We start from the raw sequence: 19,194 nt of genomic DNA, 5'->3' as shown, positions 1-19,194 counted from the left end.
CTGTAACCGGACGTCTGTGACCCACGAATTAGATGACGTATCCATCACGGATACCTTCTAACTTCTGGAGAAATTCGATGTCCACAAAAGCCACTGTTAGTTCCACCCTGCTCGTCGGCGTTGTTGCGAGCCTGCTTGCATCAGTCGCCCACGCAGCGCCGCTCACAAAAGCGGAAGAAGGTGCAGCCATTGCGGCCCACAAGGAAAAGTGCTACGGCGTCGCCCTGAAGGGGCAGAACGATTGCGCCGCCGGTCCCGGCACCACGTGCCAGGGAACGTCGGCAACGGACTTCCAGGGTAACTCGTGGAAGTTCGTTCAAGGCGGCACCTGCACGAGTATCGAAGTGCCGGGCGGTGGCCATGGCTCGCTCACGCCGCTAAAGTCCTGAACCGGCCAACGGCTTGATGAACGGGAGCGGCCATGAACGATACCTCAAGGACAACGGCGGTTTGCGAGCCTGGCTGTTCGAGTGGCACATCATGGCTGAAGAAGCGGTGTCACTCGCTGAGGAGGCCGGCCATGCAGCCGGAAAATCCTTCGGGCGGCCACGCCACCGCGTTTGCACTGGGTTTGACGGACCCATCGATCACCGCACCTGAAGACGTGATCGCCGCGCCGGGCAAGCGTGTGGTCAAGCGTTACAACGTTTATCGCAACAACGTCACGGTCAGCCTCATTGACGCGCTGGCAGCGGTCTATCCTGCTATCCAGCGCATCACGGGCGTCGACTTCTTCAGGGCGATGGCCCGTTTCCATCTCCGCGCGACGCCTCCCACTTCGCCGCTGCTGTTCGAGTACGGACGGGACTTTCCTGCGTTCATCGAATCCTACGAATATGCGCGTGAAATGCCCTGGCTTGCGGACACCGCGCGCATCGAGCGGGCGTGGCTGGATGCTTATCACGCAGCCGACATGCCTGTGCTCGCTGCCGAGGCGTTAGCCACGATCGAACCGGCGTCTCTCGCTGAAGTCCGTTTCACACCACACCCCGCCGCGCGGGTGGTGCGATCACGCTATCCCGCCGTCGCCATCTTTGCGATGAACCGGACCGATGGCCCCGTTACGCCGCTCCGCTCAGGCGAAGCGGAAGACGCGCTCGTGACGCGACCCGGACACGAGGTGCTGGTATCGCGCCTGCCGGCTGGCGGTGCGGCCTTCCTGACCCATCTTCTCGAAGCTGCATCACTGGGCGAAGCGGTCGCGGCGGCGTTACAGGAGGCGCCCTCCTTCGACATCCGGGCCAACCTGGCAGGGATGCTTTCAGCCGGCGTATTGACCGGCATTCAACACGGAGATTGACCAGGATGTCGAATCAACAAAACCTGAAACTGCCCTTTCCGGAGCCGCTCGTCTCCGCCATTGGCGCGGCGAAGCGACTGATCCAGACGCTCGCGCAACCGTGGCTGGTTCAGCTCGTGCTGCGGCTTGCGCTGGCTGTGCCATTCTGGAAGTCGGGGATTCTGAAGTGGCACGGCTTCCTGCAACTCAACGATACGGCGATCGACCTGTTCACGCAGGAGTTTCAGTTGCATCTTCCGGGCGGTCCCTATCCGTTTCCTGCTCCCGCAGTTTTCGCGTTTCTGTCGGGCTGCGGCGAAGTCACATTTCCGGTGCTGCTCGTGCTTGGCCTTGGAACCCGCTTCGCCGCAGCCGGCCTGATATTGATGACCTGCATCATCGAACTGACCGTGCCTGAGGGCTGGCCGATTCACCTGACCTGGGTGGCAATGGCACTGGGTATTGCGGCGTGGGGACCAGGGCTGATATCGATCGACTATCTGCTGGGTGACCAGTCGTTCAGGTCGTGATCCGGTGAACGTATCTGACCGGACAAGCGAGGTGGTATCACGAATGCCGGGTTCGAAGTATTGCATGCCCCGGACTGAGAGCTTGCCCGACAGCCGGTTCTCGTATTGCATCACGTATCCGCTTTAAAAACGTTGCGGCAACATGAGAACTTCAGATCTGATACTCAGGCTAACTAACAATCTGACACCGATTGAGTCGAATTTTTCTTCGAAGCGACTCAATCGCGCGCTTAGTGTTGGCATGGCCAGCAGCACGGTTTTGCTGGTGGTACTTTACGGCATCCGCAGCGACATGCCGGAATTGCTACTGACGACGATGTTCTGGGTACGGCTCGCGTTTCCAGTAACGACACTCATCGCTGCATTGAATCTCGCTGGACGTCTTGGTCGGCCCGGTGCACCCGTCAGGCTGGCATGGTTAGTGGTCACACTACCATTCATTACCATGTTGCTCGCTGCCACGTTCATGGTATTCGCGACCCCGCCAGGTTATCGCCTGCAACTGATGCTGGGTACAACATGGAGAGTCACCACAGCGAATATTGTTCTGCTCTCCCTACCATCGCTTGCCGCCGTGATGCACGCCTTGAAGGGACTCGCTCCCATCCACCTGATATTGGCAGGGACAGGCGCCGGACTGCTCGCCGGCGCGCAAGGTCTGCTCGTATATTCGCTTTACTGTTCAGAGATGTCGGTACCGTTCTGGGGTGTCTGGTACGTACTGGGCATCAGCATCACCGCCGGTATCGGCGCCCTAATGGGTCCGCTCTATTTGAGGTGGTAGCCTGGGAAGAGCACCAGGAGAAATCACGTCGCAGGAAAGCAGGTTTCCTGATCAATACAGGTTGTCTGTGTTGATTCGACGCTGAGTCAACCGTTGCAACCTACATGCGAAGGAAAAGTCGTGAAAACCATTGGCAGTCTCAGGATAGGCGCTCGCCTTGGAATTGGATTTGGCGTGACGCTCGTTTTGCTATGTCTTGTAGGCGCTCTAGGCCTCGCCCAGACTTCCCGCATTTATGCTGGTACGCAAGATCTTGCAACCAATCTGCTTCCCAGTGTCCAGCGGCTGGGCAATATACGGGCGCTGGCTGATGAAACGCGCCAGGCGTCCTTAAGTTACCTGATTGCAACCAGCTCTTCGGAACGTCAGTTTCAGCGGTCGAAACACGACGCAGCGCTAAATGAGTTATCGCGGGTGTGGCCACAGTACGAGGCGGTGGTCGGCTCGGCTGAAGAACTGCAATTGTCGAACCAGATCAAGGCAGCATGGAGCGCCTATCTCTCCCTGGACAAACGGCTGAACGAGCTTGCCGACAGTGGAGATGAGCATTTCAGCGACGCCCGGTCTTTCGCTGGAGGCGAGTCTTTGCGCGCGTTCACCAAAGTCACTGACCTCATTGCGCAGGACATTGCCCTCAATAGTCAGGGAGCGGACGACTCCAGTACCGAGGCTGCGGCCGCCTTCCACAGCGCCTTGCTGTTTACGTGCGTGCTGATCGGAATAGCCATCGCGTTGAGCCTGCTTGTTGCGTTCATCATCGCTCGCTCCATCACGGCCCCAATCCGCATGTCCGTGAAGATTGCCCAAACGGTCGCACAAGGCGACCTCACCTCGAAAATCGAAGTACGCGGCAAGGACGAAACGAGCCAGCTACTGCGAGCGCTCAAACACATGAATGAGCGACTCGCGGAACTGGTTGGACAGGTACGATCCGGCAGCGAGACCATTGCCACGGGCGCTGCGCAGATCGCAGCAGGCAATACCGATCTGAGCCAGCGCACGGAAGAACAGGCTGCGTCGATTGAGGAAACCGCAGCGAGCATGGAGGAGCTGACTTCCACCGTCAGGCAAAACACGGAAAGTGCCCGGCAAGGCAGCGCGCTTGCGGCGAACGCGTCCGACATCGCGCAGCGTGGCGGCAATGTTGTAGGACGGGTGATCGAGACCATGCATGCGATATCGGAAAGTTCGGCCAAGGTGAGCGATATCATCGCCGTGATCGAAGGTATCGCTTTCCAAACCAATATTCTCGCGCTCAACGCGGCAGTCGAGGCGGCACGTGCGGGCGATCAGGGGCGCGGTTTTGCCGTTGTCGCGGCAGAAGTGCGGACCCTTGCGCAACGAAGTGCCAGCGCCGCGAAAGAGATTAAAGGACTCATCACACACTCAGTCGAGCGCGTAAAAGCCGGTTCGGATCTGGTGAACGAAGCAGGCATGACCATGGGTGAGGTAGTCCAGGCGGTCAAGCGCGTCGCCGACCTGATGGAAGAGATTACGACAGCCTCGCTCGAACAGCATACTGGTATCGAACAGGTCAATACGGCCGTTGCGCAGATGGACCAGGTGACGCAGCAAAACGCCGCATTGGTTGAGGAAGCCTCGGCCGCCGCGCAATCGATGTCAGCGCAATCCGGCACGCTGCGCGAAATTGTGTCAATTTTCAAGCTGGCAGTTGACCCTTCGAAGACCGCCCCTGCGACGCCTCGAGTTGAAGTTGCTGCTGTACAACCATTCAAACCGGGCCAGAAAAGAACGGCAGCGGAACCGCGTACGGAATGGGCTTCGTTTTAGCCGACGTTTGCTATTTACGCGTGACCAATGTGCGCGAAAGCCCGCGCCAGTTACCGTTGAGAGCATCACGCCGTGGCAATACGACAGCAACGGAAAATCCAAACGCGGAGCGTGTGAGAAAAGCGTGAAAGTCAGACGAAAGCGAGCCTTTCGCTATCAAAGATCAAGCACAAGCCGCTCATTCCGCCTCGAGGAACATGTACCGTGAGATACGCACATGTACATCACTTCATTGGCCTCGCGCTGCGCCGCGTTCAGGATGCTGTCGCGATGCACTGGTTGTCCGGCCACGACACGGACCTCGCACGCCCCGCAGATACCTTCCCTGCAACTATAGTCAATGTCGACACCTTCCTTGAGCAACGTATCCAATAGGCTGGCGCCCGGAGCTACCTCGATTGTCCGGCCGCTGCGCGCCAGTTCGACCACATAGGTTTCCGTTAAAGCAGCCACGGCGCCTTCGACGGGATGAAACCGCTCAAGATGCACGTCACGAATCGACGCTCGCTCGCACGCCAGTTCGAATGCATCGATCATCGACTTCGGGCCGCAGCAATACGCATGCGTGCCATCAGGCTGCGTAGCAAGCCATGCATCCATGTCGAACCGTCGACCATGGTGCTCGTCGCTAAAGTGCAATTCGACCTCGATGCCGAGCAACTTCAGATCATCGACAAACGCTGCATCCACGCGAGAGCGCGCCGCATACGCGACGCGAACATCACGGCGTAGCGCGCGCAACCGACGCGCCATGCAGAGAATCGCGGTAATTCCGATGCCCCCCGCGATCAATGCGCTCGAGGTCGCCGACTCGTCGAGTGCGAACTGATTACGCGGCGAACCGATTTCGATCTGTGCGCCACAACGCAACAACTCGTGGATATAACGGGATCCGCCGCGGCTATCCGGCTCGTCGAGGACAGCAATCACATACCGGTCAACTTCGGTTTGCGCGTTCACGAGTGAATAGCTTCGTACGATTCCATTGGGCAGATGCAGATCGATATGCGCGCCAGCAGTGAAAGATGGAAACGTCGTGTTGCCGGTCGGCACGAGTTCCACGCTCACAATGCGCGTCGCTTCGTATCGCAGCGTCCTCACCCGTGCTTTGAGTCGTTCAGCACTCATGGTTTCCACACTCAAAAGTTCATGGCGAGATTTTTATTGGCGGACAAAAATGGATTCGACAATTCATTCCTCGTCATCATTAGCCAACTATGCGGACTTACAGGATCACGATAGGTTTCGAAGACCCACCGGAGGGCGGCGTCAACGCCGATGCTGTTGCTGCGACGCTAGCCACGGCTTTTCCCGGTTCAATCTACCAGGTAGAGCAAATAAGCGGCAACACCCACACGCAAAACCCCCTTAAAAACAGGCTCGACTTGCCGCGCGATCAAAAGATCTACCTGTCACTGGCTCATTTCATCCAGACGTCGCCACGCTTTGACGACCAGATGTTTCGCCTCGACGCGCATCGCGGCGTGGCCAGGGTTGAACTCATCGAGCCCGCATCAAAGTCGGCGCTGCGCTCCAGGTCGTACGCGTACGAAACTTCAGATGAGCACGAGATCGCATCGCTTGAAGCCGCGATTGCCACCGACTTCGCTGTCGGCGCCACAACCTCCGATACTTGAGAGGTACAGGTCACAGCGGAGCGCGCAACCCGCGCTCCGCCCTGCTCGATGCCTCCCCGCCGTCTCTAGACGACGATCCCCCCGTCGATCACCAGTTCCTGCCCCGTGATATTTCGTCCACCCTCGCTGGCAAGAAACGACACCATTGCAGCGATATCCCAAGGCTCGTTCAGCTTGCCCAATGCGGGACCCATCTCGGCCGTATAGCGCGCAACCGCAGTGGACGTATCCACCCCATCGCGACGACCGCGCTCGGCCCACCCGCGTTTCATGCGATCGACGGCAATCGGTCCCGGCGCAATGTAGTTGACCGTCACCCCTGAACGTCCCGCTTCGAGCGCGGCGCAACGCGTCAGTCCACGCAGTCCCCACTTCGACGACGTGTAGCCGACCCGCCCTGCCCGTCCACGCATGCCGTGATTGCCGCCAATGTTGATGATCCGCCCGTAGCCCCGCTCGATCATCACAGGCAGAAGATACGTCATCGTCAGGAACGGGCCGCGCAGGTTGGTGCTGATCATGGCGTCGAATTCGGCGATCGGCAGTTTTCCAATCGGCACTTCAACGGCCCCTGGAATAGCCGCGGCATTCACCAGTACATCGATGCGCCTGTCAGACCACTCGAGAACCGCCCCCAATGCGTCGGCCACCGCCTGCTCGTTCATCAGGTCGAACGCAAAGGCCTGCGCCGTACCGCCCGCTTCGATGATGCAAGCCGCCGTCTCGTTGAGCGCATCGAGGCGGCGTCCTGCCAACGCGACGCGATATCCTTCAGACGCCAGCGTCAACGCGATTTCGCGTCCCGTTCCGCTCGATGCGCCGGTGATCAGCGCGACGGGCATCTCCTGCTTCGCTCCAGAGGTGTTCATCATGGGTTCGTAACCGTGTCGAAGAAACGCGAGCGCGCCATCGTCTGCGTCTTGTAGATCGAACTGCCTTCACTCGGGAACGGTAAGGTCAGCGGGTTTGGTTCGATACGCACGCGGCTCGTCGGCTCACCCAGCACGATTCGCGAGTTATATTCGTTCCAGTCGACGTGATAGAACAACGGCCACGCGTCCACTGCGGCGAACTCCAGAAACAGTATGCGGCGCGGCGAGCCCGACCGGTTCAGGCCAGAACCGTGCACCGTCATCGGATGATGAAACGCAACCGTCCCCGCCTTTCCCACCAGCGGTTGCGCAGTCGAAAAATCAAGACCCTTGGTTGACGGATCAATCGCGCCGACGAACCGGTCCTCGCTGTCATGATGCTCATGCAAGGGTCCAAGGTGACTGCCCGACAACACCTGCATGGCACCGTTTTCGACAAACGCGTCGTCGATCATCACCGACGCCACGCAGGTCGACATATTGGTGTGCGGCGCAAACGCCCAGTCCTGATGCCACTCGAGGGTCGAACCGACCCGTGCAGCCTTCACATTGATCTTGCTGTGATTGAGGCGCACCGCGTCGCCCACCACACGGCGGACAAAACCTAGCACGCCCGGATTGCGAGCGAGTTCGAAATAGAACGGGTCCACGCGATGGGGCTTCTTCATTCGCTGGATCGGCGGCTTTTCGCCGCCCTGCGCGTCTTCGAAATCGAAAATCGCCCGATGCGCATCGTCATCCACCGCATCGGCCATTAACCGGTCGGTCAGCGCGCGCAGCGCCTGGGTCACGTGATCGCCGAGCAAGCCCGGCATCACGACGTAGCCGCGTTCCTGATAATGTTCGACCGCAGCGTCGAATGTTTCGCTATTCAAGTTCATCTCCTTTAGTGCAGACGGCTCTCGCCACGTCGCGCCAGCCATCACGCGGACGCAGCCAATTCCTCGATGCGCAGATCGGTCACGACCATATGCGCCTTGTAATGGGTAATGCAAAACGGCAGACGGGCATGCATTGCTGCAAGTTGCGCAGTCGCACCACACGCCCAGAACACCGGCAGCTCGTCTTCGCGCAACGTGGTCAGGCCGTGACCGCCATAGGACTGCGAAAGATCCTCAATGCCGATCAGTTGCGGCAGTCCAATATGCACGGGCGCGCCATGAAACATCGTGTGGCGGCTCGATACGAGCGTCGCGCGTATCGCGTCAGCCGGCGACAATGCGCGCATCGACACGACAAGCGGTCCTTTGAACGGCTCGCACGCTTTGGTTTGCAACGAGGTCACGTACATCGCGGAGACATTGCCTTCGTCGAGATGACGCAGCCGTACACCGTGATTTCGCAACAGCGTCTCGAACGAAAACGAGCAGCCCAGCACGAACGCAACCAGGTCGTCACGCCAGATATCGGTGATCGACTCAGGCGTGCTGCTTAGTTCGCCATCGCGAAACACCATGTAGCCGCCCACGTCCGTGCGCAGATCAAGGTCGGCGCCCAGCGCGGGCATGAACGGCACGCCCGGCTCCGATCGCGCCAGCAACGGCAACGCCTGAGCGTTAGCCGCGCAAAACGCGGCGAATGCATCGGCATAGGCAGCAGGCACGATCATCAGGTTGCCCTGTACGTGATGCGGCGCGATATGGTTCGTGTATCCGGTCCAGCGCCGCTCACGGATCGCATGACGCAGGGCGAGCGGTGTATCGAACGTCGTGGTTGAGTTCATGGCGCGCTGAACTCCACGGTCACCGTGAACGCATGCGCGTTTTCGCCGGTCCATGCATCGGCGGGGATGGCCGGATAACTGCCGCTTTCGACAATTGCGACTGCCTGCTTGTCGAGAATCGGCGAGTTGGACGTCCGCACCACGCTGACGTTGCTGACCGCACCCGCGCGGCTCAACGTGAAGCTCACCTCAACCGCACCCTCCGGGCGCAAGCGGCGTGCTTCACCGGACGGCGGGTATTGCGTGATGGACCGAATATACGAGCGTAACTTGCCCACGAAGCTGTTCTCGAGCGACGCGTTGTTCACTGGCGGCGCCACCGGGGCGGGCGGCGTCGGTTCGGCCTTCAGCGGCGCAGGTTGCGACGGCGGCGTAGCCTGAGGCGGTGGCACGGGCGCGGGTTTGGGCGCTGCAACCGGCGTCGGTGTGGTCGTCGCATGCACCGATGCCGGCACAGGTACCGGCCGGGGCTTAGGCGGCGGTGGAACCGGTTTGGGCGGCGGCGGCATTGGAGCGGGGGGGTGTACCGGCGCGGGAGGCTCGGGCGGCGGTGCCTGCAACGCCACCACGAACGTCTCCTGCTTCGGCGGAGCGGGCAACGGCGGGATAGGTCGCAGCGCGCCGAGCACGAGCAGCACGGACACAGCCACTACCATCCCGAACCCGGCCCCTTGACTCACTCGCTCCATCGGATCGGCACGCATCGCTTATTTCGCCTTCGTGATGATCGACGCGGCCGGCAGGCCCGCATCCTTCAGCTGATCGAGCACGTCGACCAACACCTGCAGATTCGAGTGACCGTCGCCCGCGATGATCACGCTCGGCTTGTCGTTACCCGCAATACTGCGCAAGGCCGCCGCAACCTGCGCAACCGGCGTCGGCTTGCCGTCGACCAGCACGTCGCCGCCCTGATCGATCGTCAACGTAATGCGCTTTTGCTCCTGCACCTTCTCAGGGCTCGCCGAACTCGGCAACGCCACTTTCAATCCGAGCGCCGGCAACACATTCATGCTGATCAGCACGAAGAACGCGAGCAAAAACATCATGACGTCGATCATCGGAATGATCTCGATGCGTGCCCGCCGTACTTCCCTTTGTGGAAATTGCCTCATTTAAAGCCTCCATCGACCTGGCTGGATAGTCGGCTCAAGCCGCGCGCTGACCGCGCATCTCGGCGCGCGGCGCCTGCCCCGACAAAGTCGCTTCAAGCAGGAAGGACTTGAATTCGTCGCTCAGGCTCTCGCCGAACCGGTGCAGGATGTTGTATCCGAGCAGGCCATACAGCGCCGTACCGATACCGATGGCAGTGGCGAAAAGCGCTGAGCCGATGCCACGGCTCACCGCGCCAGGGTCCGAAATCCCGCCTGCCGACAACGCATTGAACGTATCCATGATGCCGAGAATCGTACCGAGCAGGCCCAGCAGCGGCGCTGCCGTTACGATCGTGTCGAGAATCCACAAGCCGCGATTGATCTTGCGATCCACCCGCAGGAACAGCGCCGTCGACACGTCTTCGACACGTTCGCGCGGCGCGTTCCCTTCACGCTGCACGTCCATATACTCGGACATGGCACGTGTCATCACGTCGGCGGCCGACTTGTCGAACTGCGGCTGCGGCCACGCTGGATCCTGCGCGACAGCCAACGCTAACGCCTTCGCAATGCGCGCCCGCCTGGCGGTCAGGTAAAAGTAAAAGACGAGTCGTTCGACGATCACGAAGGTGAGGATCACCATCCCTGCATAGAGCAGGTGGATCGACGCGGCATGGAGAAATTCTCGATTGATTGGCATGATGTTCCGTCAGAAGGCAGTTGCGAAAGTAACCATTGCGGTGACGCCGTTGCCCACGAGATACGTCGGGGCAGAGCCTGCGACCGACGAGCCGTCGAGGGCTTCGGTGGTCCTGGCATTCGTTGTCGCGCTATACACGCCCGACAGGTAGTGACGATTGAGCAAGTTCAGCATGTTGAGACGGATCTCAGGCTTCTTCAGGAACGCCGTGTTCGCGAAGCGCATGCCGAGCGTGCCGTCCATCGTCATGTACGAAGGGATCTTTTCGTCGTTCATGAAGGTCGAGTATTGCGAGCCCACATACTTGACGCCCAGGTTGGCGAAATAGCGGCCGGTGTCGTAGTCGACTGCAAACGCGGCCTGCATGCGCGGCGATTCGACAGCTTCTTTCCCCGCCGTCGGGAGGTACGACGTACCCGTTTGAATGTTGTCCTCGATTTCCGTATGCAGATATTCAAACGACACATACGGACGGAAGTTGTGGATCGGCTGCATGCCCAGTTCGAAGTCCACACCTTCGCCCATCTGACGTCCACCATTGATCGGTTCGCTCAGGCAACCCGGATCGCAGATGCTCGACGAGATCTGACGGTTCTTGAAGTCATAGCGGAACAGCGTGGTGGACGACGTGAAATACGGTCCCTGGTAACGGTAGCCGAGCTCGAACGACGTGGAGCTTTCGCCCGGTTGATGCGGGTTTGCCTTCGTCGTCTGCGTGCCGTTGTAGTAGTACGGATAGAGCGAGTTTTCCGGCAAGAGGCCGTAGCTCTCGGTCACGCTCGCGAAAAACTGGTGGCGTTCGGCCGGTTTGAAACTCACAGCGAAAGTCGGCAATGTCGCCATGTGCACGACTTCGTCACGCGGATCCGGATTCGGTTCGAGATCGTTACCCACACGGCGCAGCCACAGTTCCTTGAGACCCGCGCTGATCTTGAGCGAGTCGCCCAGGTAGCTCAGCGTATCGCCGAAGAAGAGTGCGCCGGAGTCGTCAATGGTGTTCCGGTTCAAGCCGGTAATCACCTGCCCGTTCGACAGGCGGATCTGGTCGCTGCTACCCGAGTAGTCGAGCGGCGTGGTGCCGTTCGTGTAGCTATACGGTTGATACAGGTGGTCTTGCGAGTGCTCGAACCACGCACCGGCGACGATGTCGTTGTTGCCAATCGTGTATTCGCCCTTGAGCGTCGTGCCTTCGCGAACCGTGCTTTCGATATACGGCGTGTAGACGAGAACGTTAGTGTCGGTGGTCGTACCATTGCGGTTGAGGTCGACCGGTTGAACCGTGTCGCCGTAACCCACCGCGCTTTCGTTCATCAGCGAGGCATCGCCCGAAGCACCGTAGCCGTAGTAGACATATGGCGTGAAGGTCACGCGCAACGCCGGATTCACAACGAACGTGGACGGCATCGACACGAGCAGGTTGCGCCACGGGTTCTTCAGCAATGCGTAATACGACGTGCCGCCGGCCGCATAGCTCGCGGCGTAGTTCGACGCCGAGCCAAAGCCGCGATCCTGACTGTACTCCGCGAGCGTCGGGTTCTTATACGTATCGCGCACGATCTCCGAATAGGTCAGCGCGAGCTTTGTCGAACTGCCGCCGCCCCAGTCCTTCACAATACCCATGTCGACGTGTTGCTTCTTGTCCTCGCCTTCGCCGCGGAAATGGTTGGCGTCGATGTTCGAAAACGAAATGAAGCCACGCAAACCGGTATCGCCAATGTCGCCGCTTTCGAGTCGCACGAACTCACGACGCGCATCGTCCGTACCGTACGACATATCGACGAGTCCGCCGGCCTCGTGAGACGGGTTATGCAGGAACAGATCGACCACGCCGCCCGTCGCGTTGACGTTCGGCGAAGCGAGGTCGGGCGTGCCCTGGTTCAACGTCACGACATCGGTGTTCTCCGTATCGATCCACTCACCCGGAAACACGGACCAGTTCGACACGACACTCAACGGCATGCCTTCGAAGTTGAAACCCATTTGCGAGCCCTGCAGACCGCGCACTGCGATCACGCCCTGGTTGAGACCGTATGCATCGCCGGTGCCTGTCGTCGCACCCGGCGAGTACTTCAGAATCTGAAATACATCCGCGGACGGAGCCTGCTTCTGAATGAAATCGCGCGTGACCGAGCTCTTTGACTTCGGCACGTCTTCGTCGACGATCAGACCGCCACCAGGCTCTTTACGCGTCACGCCCGTTGCCGAGGGCGTGTTGTCTGCGGTGGCCGTACTCGTACCCGTTGCGCTGACTTTGCCGATGTCGGTCGTGTCTTTGTCGGGTGTAGTCGTCTGAGCGAACACCGATGCCGGAACTGTGGCACCTACGACCATCCATTTGATAAGCGTCTTGTTCTTCAATGCAGACCCCTGAGCATGCGAGTGGAAATGTCGGCGTGCAACTGAAGCTCAGCGTCACACCTTTCGGATTCGAGTGACGTCCCGCTGCTGCGGACGTTTCGTGCGATTGAATGTATCGAGGTCAATTTCTTCCCACGAGTGCTTTTTTCGCAGGGCAACGACACCGAACTGTCTACGCACACCAAAGTGTTTTCCCACCCATCTGTCGTATCGAACAACGTACGCGAGCGACGTCCATCCTTCGATGAAGCGCCGCTCATGCTCCCCTTGAAGTCACCGTATCGGCGCCGTCAATCGCGCCGGATCCACACGCCTTTGACGTTCAGGTAATCGTCGAGTTGTTGTGTTCCCGACTCGCGTCCATACCCACTCATCTTGTAGCCGCCGAACGGCATCGCGGGGTCCATCGCGTTGTAGCAGTTCACCCACACTGAGCCGGACCGAATGCGGCTCGCGAGCGTATGCGCGCGCCCCACATCGCGCGTCCACACCCCTGCGCCGAGGCCGAACGGCGTTGCGTTCGCCCGCGCGACGACCTCGTCCACCGTATCGAATGGAATGGCCGCTACCACGGGCCCAAAGATTTCCTCTCGCGCGATGCGCATGTCGTCGCTCACGTTACGGAAGACGGTGGGTGGCACAAAGAAGCCACCGTCGTAGCCTGCGCCCGCCAGCCGTCGCCCACCCGCAAGCGCATGCGCGCCCTCCTGTTCTCCCGCGGACAGATAGCCGAGTACCCGGTCAAGCTGTCTCTTCGAGACGAGCGGTCCGATATCGGTCTCGCCATCCACGCCATGCCCCACCTTCAGACTGCGTGCGGTATAGGCAACGGCTTCGACGAAAGCATCGAAGATGGGACGCTGGATAAAAAGCCGCGTGCCGGCGCTGCAGATCTGCCCTGCATTGGCAAAGGCAGCCATCGCCGCGGCAGGCGCCGCGCGATCGATGTCGGCGTCCGCGAACACGATGTTGGGCGATTTACCGCCCAACTCGAGTGAAAGCCGCTTCAGATTGCCCGCCGACGCCTTGACGATCTGCTGTCCCGTCACATGCGACCCCGTGAACGAGACCTTGTCGACGTCCATATGCGCGGCCAATGCCGCACCCGCCGTTGCGCCGTAGCCCGGCACGATATTGACGACACCTGGCGGCACGCCCGCTTCGAGCAACAACTCGCCGAAGCGCAGCGGCGTCAGCGACGCGTCCTCCGCCGGTTTGAGCACCAGCGTGCAACCCGTGGCGAGCACCGGTCCGGTCTTCCAGATCGCGGCCATCAACGGGCCGTTCCAGGGCACGATGGCGCCGACGACGCCAACCGGCTCCTTGATTGCGCAGGCAAAGAGGTCGCCACCGAGCGACGTGTCCACCGTCTGCCCATGCAGCGTCACGGCCATCGACGCGAAATAGCGCAGCAGGCCGACCATATGGCGCTTGCTACCGCGCGTGTGGCGAATCGGCGCGCCCATATCCAGCGTGTCGAGCAGGCTTAGTTCGTCGAAGTGCGCGTCCACCAGGTCGGCGAGACGCAGCAGGATCGACTGGCGCTCATCGGGCTTCATCGCCCGCCACGGTCCTTCGAAGGCACGCCGCGCCGCACGCACGGCGCGATCGATGTCCGCCGCGTCGCCTTCGGCGATAGTGGCGAGCCATTCGCCGGTCGCGGGATTGCGCGAATCGAACGTCTTGCCGGACAGCGCGGTCACCCATTCGCCGTCGATCAGCATGTGCTTGACGCGGCCATCGAGAAACCCGGGCTTGCCGCCCGTCGGATCAGCAGAAGTCATCGGAACTCAATATGAAGGTCGGTTGAGGTGTTACGCTGCGGCCGCGAGACGTTGGAAACCGCGTTCGAGATCGTCGATCAGATCGTCGACGTCCTCCAGACCCACATGCAGCCGCAAGCCCCGGCCATCCGAAGCCCACGGACGCGCCGTGCGCAACGTGCCCGGATAGGTAGGCACAACGAGGCTCTCGTAGCCACCCCATGAATAGCCCATCTGAAACAACGTCATGTGGTCGAGCATCGCGGCGAACTGCGCATCCGAACAAGGCTTCAGCACCAGACCGAAGAGACCCGAGGCCGCTTCGAAATCGCGCTTCCAGATGGCGTGTCCAGGATCGTCGGGAAGTGCCGGATACATCACGCTGTCCACCTCCGGGCGCTGCTGTAACCACTGCGCGACCTTGAGTGCGCTACGTTGATGCCGCTCCATGCGGATCGGCAACGTGCGCAGACCACGAAGCGCCATATACACGTCGTCGGGTCCGCCGCAATAGCCGGCTCCCGAAGCCGTCTGCTTGAGACGCACGAACACTTCTTCGGTCGTGACGGCAATGCCGAGCATCAGGTCCGAATGACCCGAGATGTATTTGGTGGCCGCATGAAGCGATACATCTATGCCGTGTCGCAAAGGCCGGAAGCCGATAGGTGACGCCCACGTGTTGTCCATGACCGACACGATGTCGCGCGCGTGGCATGCCTTGGCGATAGCAGGCACATCGCATACCTCGAACGTCAAGGAACACGGCGACTCGAGGTAGACCACTCGCGTGTTCGGGCGAAACAGCGCTTCGATGCCCGCGCCAATCTGCGGATCGAAGTACTCGATATCCACGCCGAATTTGCGCAGGGTCTCCTCGCAAAATGCGCGGGCGGGACCGTACAGGCTGTCGACGATCAACAGATGATCGCCGGCCGACAGAAACGCCATCAGCGATGCCGCGATTGCGCCAAGGCCACACGACGTGACCACGGCACGATAGCCGCCTTCGAGTTCCGTCATCGCATCTTCGAGAGCGCGCGTGGTGGGTGTGCCTTCGCGGCCATAGGTGAAGCCCACGTAGGCGCCACTCGCGCGATCACGGCGCGTTTCGAGCAATTCGTCGACCGTCTCGAAGATAAACGTCGACGCGTGGTAGACGGGCGTATTCACAACGCCGTGAAAGTCGCGCGGCGTGCGGCCTGTGTGGACGACGCGGGTATCCGTCTTGTGCTGCCGTTCGGTTTTTTGATCCATGATGTCTGTCAGGTGGCGGAGGGGGTCAAACGAGCATGCCGGCATCGACCACGATGTCCTGACCGGTCATCATCCGGCCGGTTTCGCTCGCGAGGTACAGGACGGCGCCCGCGATGTCGGAAGGACTCACGAGACGGCCCATGGCGGTTTGCGCGATGAAGCGGGCGTGCACGGCGTCATAGCTGATACCTTCCCGCTGCGCGGTTCGCCTGAACATCTCGGACAACCGTTCGCCTTCGATGCCGCCCGGCGAAACAAGATTCACGCGAATGCCAAACGCCCCCGCGTCGAGCGCGGCCGATTTGATGAGGCCGCGCAGCGCCCATTTCGACGCTGCGTACACGGAGAAATTCTGCACACCCTTATGTCCATAGGTGCCCCCGATCGCGACGATGCAGCCCTGCTGGCGTTCGATCATCGCCGGCATCACGGCTTTCATCGCGAGCAGGGTGCCGAGCACGTTCAGATCGAAGCAGGCGCGAAAGTCGCGCTCTTCTGCCAGCCAGAGCGGCCCTTTCGCTGCCGAGGTTCCCGCCGCGCAAATCAACGTATCGATCCGGCCATATTCGTCGAGCACGGCATGCGCCGCGGCATCGATTGCATCCTCGCGCGTCACGTCGGCCACGGCGACGCTCGCAAGGCCACCCGCGGCGCGAATCTTGTCCACCACCCGTTCGCCCGCGTCGATATCGCGTCCCACCACGACCACGGTCGCGCCTTCTTGCGCCAGCGCGAGCGCGAGTTCGGCACCCACACCGCGGGTGCCACCGGTCACCATCGCAACCTGGCCATCAAGCCTTCCTGCGCCGGCCCTAAGTTCGAATTCCATTTCGCGCGACATCACACTCATGTGCCGCTCCGGTCGAGTACGGCCCGTTCGAGCGCGATTGTTAGCGTAAAGAACAGATACGCGAGCGTCGTGCTGACCGCGACCGCCGCCCACATCAGGCCAAGATTCTGTTTGGAGTACGCATCGAGCATCAGCGTGCCGAGGCCCGGTGAGCCGGAGAGCCATTCGGCAAACATGGCGCACAGGATCGCGGAACTCCCGGCAAGACGAAGCCCTGTGAATACGAACGGCACCGCGCTCGGCACCCGTACCTTGAGCAAGGTTTGCCAGAAGCTCGCGCCACAGGTCCGCATCAGTTCGAGCATGCTTTGGCTCGGCGCGTCGAAGCCCCGCTTTGCCGCGAGCATCACCTGGAAGAACGTCAGCAACGCCACCATGCCGATCGTGTTCCAGCGGTCACGTCCAAACAGCACGACGACGAGCGGCGTGATGGCGATCATCGGAATGGAGCGAATCGCAATCAGCAGTGGCGTGACAGTCCGGTCGGCGAGCGGCGACAGCACGAACAGCAACGCCAATCCCACGGCAATACACACACTGACCGCAATGCCGACCACGGTGCACCACAACGTCAGCCATGTGGCGCCCGCGATTAATCCGCCGTTAGCGACCAGCGCGGCAGCGACCTCGGTGGGTGTCGGCAGCACATAGTCGGGCGCATGAAGCGCATAACTGATCGCCGCCCAGACGACGCAGACCACCGCGCCAAAGGCCACGAAATTGCCAATGCGATCGACCAGCACGCGAGCGGCCGCCGCCTGCCACGTTCGCGCAGCGATAGCGTCCGTGGAAATCGTCGCGGCAAGCACGGGCGCTTGCGCGTAGTTCACTGGATTGGATCCGTTCATGCGGAAGCCCCTTCAATTACGCGATCGCCCGGCAATGCCAGACGTTCGATCAGACAGACATAGCCATAGGCCCCGAGAGAAATGACGCATGCAATGCACACCGTGCTCCACAACCGGTCGATTTGCAGGCTGAACATGGCATTGAGCATCAGCACGCCGAGTCCCGTACTCGCGCCGCTCCATTCGGCGACGAGCGCGCCGAGGATCGACAGCGGCGCGGCGACGCGCAGGCCGACGAACAGGTACGGCACGGCGACGGGCAACGCGAGCCGGGTAAAGCGCTGCAACGGACGGGCCGCCATGACGGTGAAGAGTTCGTCGAGGCGGCTGCCGACGGCCTGCACACCCTGAATCGCCGACACCAGAATGGGAAACACGCAGATGAGGCACGTCACCGCGATCCGGGTCGACACGAACGGTCCCATCCAGATCAAGAGCATCGGCATGATCGCCATGATGGGGATGCTGCTCAGCACGGCAGCAGCGGTCATCACCGTGGTCTCCACCCGGCGCACCGCGTAGACGACAAACGCGAGCGTCAGCGAGATCGCCGTCGCAGCAATGAAGCCGTAGATGGCCACGAACAAGGTTGACAGCGTTTCTTCGAACAACGCGTGCGCGTCGCGCCACGTTGCGATGCCGACCGCCGACGGCGCAGGGAACGAGCGTGCGGCGACGCCCGCACGCGCGCACACTTCTGCCAGGACCAGCACCGCGACGATCAGCAACGCCGGTGGCATGAAGAATGACGTGAAGCGCGACGTAAAGCGCGACGTAAAGCGCGAGGTGCGCCGCGCGGCGGGATGCGAGAGGCTAGGCTGCATGTTCGAACCTCTGCTCGATGTCGCTGAACAACGAGCGCCGAACCCGATCCGTGAGCACACTGAATGCCGGCGTTTCGATATGCTCGAAGCGCCGTGGCCGCGGCAAATCCACTTCAACCACGTCGACGATGCGGCCAGGCCGCGCGGCCAGTACGAAAATGCGATCGGCCATCAACACCGCTTCATCGATCGAGTGCGTGACCATCAGCGCCGTCGTGCCGGTCTGCGACCAGATCCGCAACAGCTCGAAATTCATCCGGTAGCGTGTGATTTCATCGAGCGCGCCGAACGGCTCGTCAAGAAGAAGAATGCGCGGCGCCACGGCCAGCGCACGGGCAATTGCGCAACGCTGTTGCATGCCGCCCGACAACTGCGAAGGACGCGCATGTTCGAAACCATTCAGTCCGACGAGTTGCACGAGTTCGGCCGGCGTCAGTGCACCGCGCTTGCCTTGCGTGCCGAGCATTTCGAGCGGCAGGCGGATGTTGTCGAGCACTGACCGCCAAGGCAGCAGCGTCGCTTCCTGAAACACGAAGCCGATGTCATGCCGCAGTCGCGCCGTACGCGGCGGCGCATCGTCGAGCGTGATCGTGCCGCTCGATGGCGCGACGAGATCGGCGACCATGCGCAGCAGCGTCGACTTTCCACAGCCCGACGGGCCGATGAGCGCGCCGAACTCACCCGGAGCGAGGTTGAGCGTCGCGCCTTCGAGCGCAACGAAGGGTTTGCCGTCGACAGTAAATGTCTTCGACACATCGGCAATGGACAGGCCAGGCATCGGAACTCCCAATACAGTACGGAATGGTACGAAGCGAGACGAGACGGACCGCGCCGGCTCGGCGCACGCCGCGGCAACACGTCTGTCTGAAGGTTAAGTGCACAAAAGCGGC

The 19,194-nt window shown here is 61.0% G+C and carries 20 protein-coding genes; 6 read left to right on the top strand and 14 right to left on the bottom strand.

Annotated features, from left to right (window positions below; genetic code table 11):
- Positions 1 to 77: 77 nt before the first annotated feature.
- From P3T42_RS19310 to P3T42_RS19290, 5 genes are all read left to right on the top strand, one after another.
- Positions 78 to 389, top strand: coding sequence for a BufA1 family periplasmic bufferin-type metallophore (locus P3T42_RS19310; RefSeq protein ID WP_429306940.1), 312 nt, complete (start codon positions 78 to 80; stop codon positions 387 to 389).
- Between the two features lie 131 nt (positions 390 to 520).
- Positions 521 to 1,300, top strand: coding sequence for a DNA-binding domain-containing protein (locus tag P3T42_RS19305; RefSeq protein WP_429306939.1), 780 nt, complete (start codon positions 521 to 523; stop codon positions 1,298 to 1,300).
- A 5-nt stretch (positions 1,301 to 1,305) separates the two neighbouring features.
- Positions 1,306 to 1,809, top strand: a complete 504-nt coding sequence (locus tag P3T42_RS19300; RefSeq protein ID WP_429306938.1) for a DoxX family protein — start codon at positions 1,306 to 1,308, stop codon at positions 1,807 to 1,809.
- Between the two features lie 142 nt (positions 1,810 to 1,951).
- Positions 1,952 to 2,593 (top strand): DUF1109 domain-containing protein, encoded by a 642-nt coding sequence (locus tag P3T42_RS19295; RefSeq protein ID WP_429306937.1) that lies wholly within the window; start codon positions 1,952 to 1,954, stop codon positions 2,591 to 2,593.
- Between the two features lie 120 nt (positions 2,594 to 2,713).
- Positions 2,714 to 4,384: a methyl-accepting chemotaxis protein gene (locus P3T42_RS19290; RefSeq protein ID WP_429306936.1), complete on the top strand. Its 1,671-nt coding sequence runs from the start codon at positions 2,714 to 2,716 to the stop codon at positions 4,382 to 4,384.
- Positions 4,385 to 4,540: 156 nt separating this feature from the next.
- Here the strand turns inward: P3T42_RS19290 and P3T42_RS19285 are convergent, their stop codons facing one another.
- Positions 4,541 to 5,512 (bottom strand): PDR/VanB family oxidoreductase, encoded by a 972-nt coding sequence (locus P3T42_RS19285; RefSeq protein ID WP_429306935.1) that lies wholly within the window; start codon positions 5,510 to 5,512, stop codon positions 4,541 to 4,543.
- An 89-nt stretch (positions 5,513 to 5,601) separates the two neighbouring features.
- Between P3T42_RS19285 and P3T42_RS19280 the strand changes: the two genes are divergently transcribed.
- Positions 5,602 to 6,021 carry a hypothetical protein gene (locus tag P3T42_RS19280; RefSeq protein WP_429306934.1) on the top strand — a complete coding sequence of 140 codons (420 nt, stop codon included), beginning with the start codon at positions 5,602 to 5,604 and terminating at the stop codon, positions 6,019 to 6,021.
- Positions 6,022 to 6,086: 65 nt separating this feature from the next.
- On the opposite strand, the gene P3T42_RS19275 is transcribed toward P3T42_RS19280, so the two are convergent.
- The 13 genes from P3T42_RS19275 to P3T42_RS19215 all read right to left on the bottom strand — a co-directional run bounded on the left by P3T42_RS19275 (position 6,087) and on the right by P3T42_RS19215 (position 19,082).
- Positions 6,087 to 6,893, bottom strand: a complete 807-nt coding sequence (locus P3T42_RS19275) for an SDR family NAD(P)-dependent oxidoreductase (RefSeq protein ID WP_429306933.1) — start codon at positions 6,891 to 6,893, stop codon at positions 6,087 to 6,089.
- Entirely contained in the window at positions 6,890 to 7,768 is an 879-nt protein-coding gene (locus P3T42_RS19270) for a phytanoyl-CoA dioxygenase family protein (protein WP_429306932.1), read from the bottom strand. The genes P3T42_RS19275 and P3T42_RS19270 overlap by 4 nt, the downstream gene beginning before the upstream one ends.
- A gap of 47 nt (positions 7,769 to 7,815) precedes the next feature.
- A complete protein-coding gene (locus tag P3T42_RS19265; RefSeq protein WP_429306931.1) occupies positions 7,816 to 8,616 on the bottom strand; it encodes a D-glutamate cyclase family protein in 801 nt (266 codons plus the stop codon).
- Entirely contained in the window at positions 8,613 to 9,320 is a 708-nt protein-coding gene (locus tag P3T42_RS19260; RefSeq protein WP_429306930.1) for an energy transducer TonB, read from the bottom strand. The genes P3T42_RS19265 and P3T42_RS19260 overlap by 4 nt, the downstream gene beginning before the upstream one ends.
- Before the next feature lie 3 nt (positions 9,321 to 9,323).
- The gene (locus P3T42_RS19255) at positions 9,324 to 9,728 is read right to left on the bottom strand and encodes an ExbD/TolR family protein (protein ID WP_074296079.1); all 405 of its coding nucleotides are present in this window, start codon (positions 9,726 to 9,728) and stop codon (positions 9,324 to 9,326) included.
- Between the two features lie 34 nt (positions 9,729 to 9,762).
- Positions 9,763 to 10,407 (bottom strand): MotA/TolQ/ExbB proton channel family protein, encoded by a 645-nt coding sequence (locus P3T42_RS19250; protein WP_429306929.1) that lies wholly within the window; start codon positions 10,405 to 10,407, stop codon positions 9,763 to 9,765.
- Positions 10,408 to 10,416: 9 nt separating this feature from the next.
- On the bottom strand, positions 10,417 to 12,765 hold the full coding sequence (locus P3T42_RS19245; RefSeq protein ID WP_143788315.1) for a TonB-dependent receptor: 2,349 nt from the start codon (positions 12,763 to 12,765) through the stop codon (positions 10,417 to 10,419).
- Between the two features lie 290 nt (positions 12,766 to 13,055).
- Positions 13,056 to 14,549: an aldehyde dehydrogenase family protein gene (locus P3T42_RS19240; RefSeq protein ID WP_429306928.1), complete on the bottom strand. Its 1,494-nt coding sequence runs from the start codon at positions 14,547 to 14,549 to the stop codon at positions 13,056 to 13,058.
- A gap of 30 nt (positions 14,550 to 14,579) precedes the next feature.
- Positions 14,580 to 15,782, bottom strand: coding sequence for a cystathionine beta-lyase (metC, locus tag P3T42_RS19235; RefSeq protein ID WP_429306927.1), 1,203 nt, complete (start codon positions 15,780 to 15,782; stop codon positions 14,580 to 14,582).
- Positions 15,783 to 15,807: 25 nt separating this feature from the next.
- Entirely contained in the window at positions 15,808 to 16,632 is an 825-nt protein-coding gene (locus P3T42_RS19230) for an SDR family NAD(P)-dependent oxidoreductase (protein ID WP_216352713.1), read from the bottom strand.
- Complete coding sequence (locus tag P3T42_RS19225; protein ID WP_429306926.1) at positions 16,629 to 17,480, bottom strand: ABC transporter permease; 852 nt, start codon at positions 17,478 to 17,480, stop codon at positions 16,629 to 16,631. Before P3T42_RS19225 ends, P3T42_RS19230 begins: the two co-directional genes overlap by 4 nt.
- Positions 17,477 to 18,304: an ABC transporter permease gene (locus P3T42_RS19220; protein WP_429306925.1), complete on the bottom strand. Its 828-nt coding sequence runs from the start codon at positions 18,302 to 18,304 to the stop codon at positions 17,477 to 17,479. The genes P3T42_RS19225 and P3T42_RS19220 overlap by 4 nt, the downstream gene beginning before the upstream one ends.
- Entirely contained in the window at positions 18,294 to 19,082 is a 789-nt protein-coding gene (locus P3T42_RS19215) for an ABC transporter ATP-binding protein (RefSeq protein ID WP_074296086.1), read from the bottom strand. The genes P3T42_RS19220 and P3T42_RS19215 overlap by 11 nt, the downstream gene beginning before the upstream one ends.
- Positions 19,083 to 19,194: the final 112 nt, after the last annotated feature.

Source organism: Paraburkholderia sp. GAS38, from assembly GCF_050434965.1.
Lineage (GTDB): Bacteria > Pseudomonadota > Gammaproteobacteria > Burkholderiales > Burkholderiaceae > Paraburkholderia > Paraburkholderia phenazinium_A.
This window is presented reverse-complemented; position numbering and strand designations above follow the sequence as displayed.